At 69.5% G+C, this 6,364-nt stretch carries 6 protein-coding genes and 1 pseudogene; 3 read left to right on the top strand and 4 right to left on the bottom strand.

The genetic code is table 11. The annotated features are described in order from the left end of the window. On the bottom strand, nucleotides 1-1,149 hold a 1,149-nt coding region (locus AB0J09_RS52895), incomplete at its 3' end, for an MFS transporter (RefSeq protein ID WP_360709604.1). A gap of 245 nt (nucleotides 1,150-1,394) precedes the next feature. Between AB0J09_RS52895 and AB0J09_RS52890 the strand changes: the two genes are divergently transcribed. Together AB0J09_RS52890 and AB0J09_RS52885 are read left to right on the top strand one after the other, a co-directional pair. Then, nucleotides 1,395-1,766 (top strand): YciI family protein, encoded by a 372-nt coding sequence (locus AB0J09_RS52890; protein ID WP_360709602.1) that lies wholly within the window; start codon nucleotides 1,395-1,397, stop codon nucleotides 1,764-1,766. Then, nucleotides 1,763-2,992: a DUF6596 domain-containing protein gene (locus AB0J09_RS52885; protein WP_360709601.1), complete on the top strand. Its 1,230-nt coding sequence runs from the start codon at nucleotides 1,763-1,765 to the stop codon at nucleotides 2,990-2,992. Before AB0J09_RS52890 ends, AB0J09_RS52885 begins: the two co-directional genes overlap by 4 nt. Here the strand turns inward: AB0J09_RS52885 and AB0J09_RS52880 are convergent. Then, nucleotides 2,989-3,636, bottom strand: coding sequence for a TetR/AcrR family transcriptional regulator C-terminal domain-containing protein (locus AB0J09_RS52880; RefSeq protein ID WP_360709599.1), 648 nt, complete (start codon nucleotides 3,634-3,636; stop codon nucleotides 2,989-2,991). The genes AB0J09_RS52885 and AB0J09_RS52880 overlap by 4 nt on opposite strands. 86 nt (nucleotides 3,637-3,722) lie before the next feature. Between AB0J09_RS52880 and AB0J09_RS52875 the strand changes: the two genes are divergently transcribed. Next, nucleotides 3,723-4,835, top strand: a complete 1,113-nt coding sequence (locus AB0J09_RS52875; protein WP_360709597.1) for a ferritin-like domain-containing protein — start codon at nucleotides 3,723-3,725, stop codon at nucleotides 4,833-4,835. Nucleotides 4,836-4,889: 54 nt separating this feature from the next. On the opposite strand, the gene AB0J09_RS52870 is transcribed toward AB0J09_RS52875, so the two are convergent. After that, on the bottom strand, nucleotides 4,890-6,206 hold the full coding sequence (locus AB0J09_RS52870) for an ATP-binding protein (RefSeq protein ID WP_360709596.1): 1,317 nt from the start codon (nucleotides 6,204-6,206) through the stop codon (nucleotides 4,890-4,892). A 52-nt stretch (nucleotides 6,207-6,258) separates the two neighbouring features. Next, nucleotides 6,259-6,364: pseudogene (locus tag AB0J09_RS52865) on the bottom strand (nucleoside deaminase); the annotation flags it as partial.

The raw sequence follows: 6,364 nt of genomic DNA, 5'->3' as shown, positions 1-6,364 counted from the left end.
CGACATCCCCAACCCGTACTCGCTGGGCAAGCTGTGGGGCATCGGCTGGATCATCGACGAGTGGAGCGGACACAAGGTCATCTCCCACGGCGGCAGGGCGCTCGCACCGTCGACGCCTACCAGCAGCAGGCTGCCCAGTGCCGACCCCACCAGCCCGCCGGCGATCGCGGTCGTCTGCTTCATCCGCCGGGCCAGCGCCGGCGCGGCCATGGTGCCGACCGCCACGCCCAGGCCCATTGGTGCGAACAGCACCGCCGACGCGACCGGTGAGAAGCCCAGCACGCTCTGCAGGTACTGGGTCACCAGCAGGCCCGTACCAGCCATGGCGATGCCTGCGAAGACCAGCCCGATGAGTACGGCCGTGAACGGGCGGTTGCGGAACAGCCGCAGGTCCAGCAGCGGCGTCCGCAGCCGGAGTTGCCGGCGTACGAACAGCGATCCGATGGCTGCGCCGACGACGAGGGCCACCGCCGGCACGACTGGCACGCTCTCGACGGTCAGTTGCTTGATGCCGTAGACCATCAACAGCACCGCCACGAGCGACAGCCCGACGCCGGCCAGGTCCAGCCGGCCGGCCTGGTCGCTGCGGAACTCCGGCAGCAGGAACGGGCCGGCGAGCAGCAGCAACGCCATCGCCGGCACGGCGACCAGGAACACCGATCCCCACCAGAAGTGCTGGAGCAGGAATCCGGCGAGTACGGGCCCGAGCGCGCCGCCGGTGAACTGGCAGGTCGCCCAGATCGCGATGGCCTGCCCGCGCTGCCGTTCGTCGCGGAACATGTTGGTGATCAAGGCAAGTGTGGACGGTGCCAGGGTCGCGCCGGCGACACCCAGCAGCGCACGCACGACGATCAGCATCAGCGGGCTGACCGCGAAGGCGGCCACGACCGACAGCACCGCGAACGCCGCTCCGCCGATCATCAGCAGCCGGCGGCGGCCGATTCGATCGCCGAGCGTACCCATCGTGATGACCAGGCCGGCCACCATGAATCCGTAGCTGTCACTGATCCACAGCTGCTGGACGTTGGTGGCCCCCAGGTCGGCGCTCAGCCGTGGGAGCGCGAGGAGCAGCGCCGTCATGTCCATCGCGACGAGCAATGTCGGCAGCATGAGGACGCCCAGTCCCAGCCACGCCCGGTTGACTCGCATATCCGAAACTTCCTGTTCTCTCGACGTTTCGCCGGTTGGTCGGAGCGGCCGCGAACTTCTTGACATCGGTACGGACGGAAATCTCGGTGGGGCGTCACCAGAAATGACGACCTCGCGGACCGGGCGATGCGACGGCGAAAAAGCTCGTGCGAACGTTCGGGCGGGGGATGTCAAGACGACGGCGGCGGCTCCGACCAACCGGTCGAAGGGCCCCGCCGGGGCTCGCGAACCACGAGGAGTACGGGATGAAGTTCCTGATCAGCCTGCATATCAACCCGGCCGTGCTGGACGCGCTGACGGACAAGGAGAAGGCGGCGATCGGCGACGGCCACGGCAAGTTCATCGAGGCGCTGAAGGAGGCCGGCGAGCTGATCACCACGCAGGCGCTGGTCGACCCGTCACAGGCCGCTGTGGTGTCCGTACGCAACGGCCAGCCGGTGGTGACCGACGGACCTTTCCTGGAGTCCAAGGAGTATCTGGGCGGCTTCTACCTGATCGACTGCGAGAACAAGGAGCGGGCGATCGAGCTGGCAGCGCAGATCCCGGACACCGCGATCGAGGGGCTGGGGGTCGAGGTGCGGCAGGTGATGTTCGCTGACGGACAATTGGAGGCATGACAGCATCAGTCATCGAGGACCTGCTGCGTGAGCTCACGCCGCAGGTCCTCGGCACGTTGGTACGCCGGCACGGCCAGTTCGAAGGGTGCGAGGACGCCGTACAGGAGGCCGTACTCGCCGCCACCGTGCAGTGGCCGGCCGAGGGAGTGCCGGACAACCCGCGCGGCTGGCTGGTGACTGTCGCGTCCCGGCGGCTCATCGACCAGATGCGCAGCGACCATGCGCGCCGCGAGCGGGAGTCGGCCACGGCCACCGAAGTGGTGCCCGAGGACGTACCGGACACCGACGACACGCTCGTCCTGCTGTTCCTGTGCTGCCATCCGACGCTGACCGCGGCCTCCCAGACCGCCCTGACGCTGCGCGCGGTCGGCGGCCTGACCACTGCCGAGATCGCCCGCGCGTTCCTGGTGCCGGAGGCCACGATGGCGGCCAGGATCAGCCGGGCCAAGCAGCGCATCAAGGCCGCCGGCAGCTCGTTCAGCCTGCCGGACGGCGCGGAGCGCGAGGAGCGGCTGCGGGTCGTCCTGCACGTGCTCTACCTGATCTTCAACGAGGGATACACCGCCTCCTCGGGCAGCGAGTTGCACCGCGCCGACCTCGCGCACGAGGCGATCCGGCTGGCCAGGATGGTGCACGCGCAGCTGCCCGAGGACGGTGAGGTGGCCGGACTGCTCGCGCTGATGCTGCTGACCCACGCCCGCCGGGAGGCACGTACGACGGCGGCCGGCGACCTGGTGCCGCTGGACGAGCAGGACCGTGAGAAGTGGGACCACGCGCTGATCGACGAGGGCACGGAGCTGGTCAAGGCGTCGCTGGCCAGCCCGGCGCTGGGGCCTTACCAACTGCAGGCCGCCATCGCCGCCACGCACGCCGACGCGGTCACGGCCGAGGAGACCAACTGGCCGCAGGTGCACGCGCTCTACCTGATCCTGGAACGGATCGCGCCCAACCCGATGGTCACCCTCAACCGGGCGATCGCGCTCGCCGAGACCGAGGGCCCGCAGGCCGGGCTGGCCCTGCTGGCCACCTTGGACAGTGATGAGCGGATGACCGGGCATCACCGGCTGCTGTCCGTACGGGCGCATCTGCTGGAGGAGACCGGCGACACCGCCGGGGCGTACGAGCACTACCGGCGCGCCGCGAAGGCCACCGCCAGCATCGCCGAGCAACGCTACCTGGAGTCCCGGGCCAGCCGCGTCACCAACCTGCCAGGCAAGAACAGCTAACGCGTGCCCTCGCGGCGCCCCGCGTGCACCGCGATCGCCTGGATCAGCAGCTCGAGGCCGAACTCGAACTCCGCCTCGTGGTCGCAATGATCCAGCAGCGGCGCCAGCGAGCTGACCTCGGGGAACAGCGCCGGATCGACGCTCTCGGCCTTGACCATGCGGTTGTGGAGTGGCGCGAACGTGGGCGTCACCCCGACCTCCCGCAGCAGCGAGCCCACGATGTACGCGATGAAGATCCGCAACATCCTCACCGCGTCCGCCCCGTCGAACCCGGCGCTGCGCAGCGTCGCCAGCGCCCGCTCGACCGGCAGCAGCCCGGCCGTGGAGTGGAGCTGGCGACTGACCACGAGCATGGTCGAGCGAGGGTGGTCGTGCGCGATCTGCCGGAACGCCCGCGCCTGCATGCGCACCCGATCGGTCCAGTGGGCGTCGGGGGCGTCGGTGAACTCGATCTCGCTCAGCACCGCCTCGGCCACCCCGTTGAGCAGGGCGTCCTTGTTGGGCACGTGGTTGTAGAGGGACATCACGCCGACGCCGAGCTCGGCCGCTATGCGCCGCATGGAGACCGCGTCGGCGCCCTCACGCTCGATGAGGTCGATGGCCGCCGCGACGATGCGGCCCCGCGACAGTGGCTCCGTGGGCATAACTCATTCTATTGACTCACGTACGGCGTACGTGCAAGTCTCACAACGTGGACGTACGGTGTACGTAAGCCCCCCTCGGAGGTCCGATGTCGACGCACGATCTCTACACCATCCCCACAGAGCTCTCCACCTGGGACGTCGAAATGTCCGGCGCGAGCCGGTTCACCTGGGAGTACGACGACGGCAGGGATCGAATGTTGTCGTTGTACCAGAAGGGCAAGGACAAGCAGTGGGACTCGACCAAGCGCATCGACTGGGACCTTGAGGTCGATCCGTACAACGTCCTCGGCATCCCCGACCAGACCATCGCCATCTACGGCACCCCGCTCTGGGAGCGGATGAGCGAGAAGACCCGTAACGACGTACGCCTGCACGGCGCGGCGTGGCAGTTCTCCCAGTTCCTGCACGGCGAGCAGGGGGCGATGATCTGCTCGGCCAAGATCGTGGAGTCGGTCCCGGATCTCGACTCGAAGTTCTACGCGGCCACGCAGACGATGGACGAGGCCCGCCACGCCGAGACGTACGCGCGCTTCCTCCAGGAGAAGGTGGGCCTGGCGTACCCGATCAACGAGCACCTCAAGGCCCTGCTGGACAGCACGCTGAGCGACTCGCGCTGGGACATGCCCTATCTCGGCATGCAGGTGTTGATCGAAGGGCTGGCGCTGGCGGCGTTCGGGGTGATGCGCGACATCACGACCAAGCCGCTGCCCAAGCAGATCCTCGCGTACGTGATGCAGGACGAGGCCAGGCACGTGGCCTTCGGCCGGATGGCGCTGCGCGACTACTACCGGAACCTGTCGGAGACCGAGCTGCGCGAGCGCGAGGACTTCGTCATCGAGGGCTGCTACCTCATGCGCGACCGGCTACGCGGCCGCGAGACCTGGGAGAACCTGGGCCTGTCGAAGTCCGAGGTCGAGGAGGCCATGGAGGCCACGGACCAGTCGGACTACCTGAAGCTGTTCAGGTCGCTGCTGTTCAGCCGGATCGTGCCGTGCGTGAAGGACATCGGGCTGTGGAGCCCGCGGTTGCAGCAGGCGTACGCGGAGATGGGCGTGCTGGAGATGGCCGGCCAGTCTCTGGAGGCGCTGATGCGACAGGACGAGGAGATCGCCGACAAGCTCGACGAGGAGCGGTTCGCGCAGGAGGAGGCCGAGCGGCACACCGAGGTGGCGGAGACCATCGAGCTCGGCGGGTCCTGATTCCCGGCGGCCCGCCGGTGGCCGGGCGGCGATCACCGGCGGGCGCCGCGAGCCCTAATCGCGAGGCAGCCGCAGGACCATCCGGGTGTGCGGCCCCCCGTCCCCCACTTCCAGCGTCCCCCCGTGGGCTCTGGCGATGTCGCGGGCGATCGGGAGCCCCAGCCCGGTGCCCCCACTGTCCCGTACCCGGGCCTGGTCGAGCCTGGTGAACCGCTCGAACACCCGCTCCCGCATCTCCACGGGAATGCCCGGCCCGTCGTCCAGCACCTCCACCACGACCTGGTCCGCCTGGCCCCGCGCGGAAACCCACACTCGGGAGTCCCCGTACTGGTCGGCGTTGGACAGCAGGTTCGTCAGCACCCGGGCGAGCCGCAACCGGTTCCCCCGGACAAAGAGCCCCCGCTCCACATCCATGGTCAGAGGCAACCGGCAGGGCCGCCGCACGATCTCCTCCTCGACCAGCCGCCCCAGGTCGATCCGCTCCTTCGCCGCCTCCGCCCCGGCGTCCAGCCGGGCCATCAGCAGCAGGTCGTGCACGATGTCCGACAGCCGCTGCACGTCCTTGAGCGCCGCCCGCCAGTCCGCCTCGTCCGGGTTCGCGAGGCCTCCCTCCAGCCGCACCATGAGCCCGGTGATCGGTGAGCGCAGCTCGTGGGAGGCGTCCGAGACGAAGCGCCGGTTCCGTTCCGCGGCGTCCTCCAGCCGCGCCAGGGTGTCGTTGACCGTGGCGGCCAGCTCGGCGACCTCGTCCCGCGTGCCGGGCACGTCGATGCGCCGGCTCAGGTCCTGGGCACTGATGCGTTCCAGCCCCGACCGGATCCGCTCCACGGGGGCCAGCACCCGGCCGACGCCGTACCAGGCGCCCCATCCCATCAGCGCCACCAGCACCACCGCCGAGCCGGACAGGAGCAGGGGCAGGAACGGCGATCTCAGCAGGAACGGCTCGCGCAGGGCCGCGTAGGCGACGGCGGGCCCGTACACGCTGGCGGGGTTGCTCGTTCCCACCACGACCATGCACCCATCGGGCAGGCACACCCGGTCCTCGACCCGCGAGTCGCCGCCGGTGGGCCGGGCCCGGGTGATGGGCGGCCGGCCGGCGAGTGTCGCGTTGGCGGCCACGACGTGCCCGCCGCGGTCCACGACCTGCATGATGAACACGCCCTGCCTGGGCGGGATCGGGCCGGTGAACCGCTGCCTGCCGATGGCCGTGGAGAGGTGGCGGCTGGCGTCGCCGGCCTGATCTACCAGGTCGGACCGCGCCATCACGGGATACGTCAGCAAGATCGCCAGAACCCCGGCGAAGACGATGGCGCCGAACACCACCACCGTCGCGATGGTCATCCGGGCCCTGATGGAGAGGCCGAACACCATGGTCGTACTGTGTCACGGACCGCACAAACCGCAGGTAAAACGGCATACGCCGTCAGCCGTGGACGCGCCGCCGGTGCAGCTCGTGGACCTCCTCGGCCAGCTCCGGCACCGGGCCCTCGACCACCACGCCGGGGGCGACCTCGTGGATCGGGAGCGTG

The organism is Nonomuraea sp. NPDC049784 (genome assembly GCF_040659615.1).
In the GTDB taxonomy this organism is placed as follows: Bacteria; Actinomycetota; Actinomycetes; order Streptosporangiales; family Streptosporangiaceae; genus Nonomuraea.
This window is presented reverse-complemented; position numbering and strand designations above follow the sequence as displayed.

Bases quoted from the DNA above. Each gene is read 5' to 3' on its own strand.
- AB0J09_RS52875 (WP_360709597.1), top strand. From the start codon at position 3,723: ATGTCGACGCACGATCTCTACACCATCCCCACAGAGCTCTCCACCTGG.
- AB0J09_RS52890 (WP_360709602.1), top strand. From the start codon at position 1,395: ATGAAGTTCCTGATCAGCCTGCATATCAACCCGGCCGTGCTGGACGCG.
- AB0J09_RS52885 (WP_360709601.1), top strand. From the start codon at position 1,763: ATGACAGCATCAGTCATCGAGGACCTGCTGCGTGAGCTCACGCCGCAG.
- AB0J09_RS52870 (WP_360709596.1), bottom strand. From the start codon at position 6,206: ATGGTGTTCGGCCTCTCCATCAGGGCCCGGATGACCATCGCGACGGTG.
- AB0J09_RS52880 (WP_360709599.1), bottom strand. From the start codon at position 3,636: ATGCCCACGGAGCCACTGTCGCGGGGCCGCATCGTCGCGGCGGCCATC.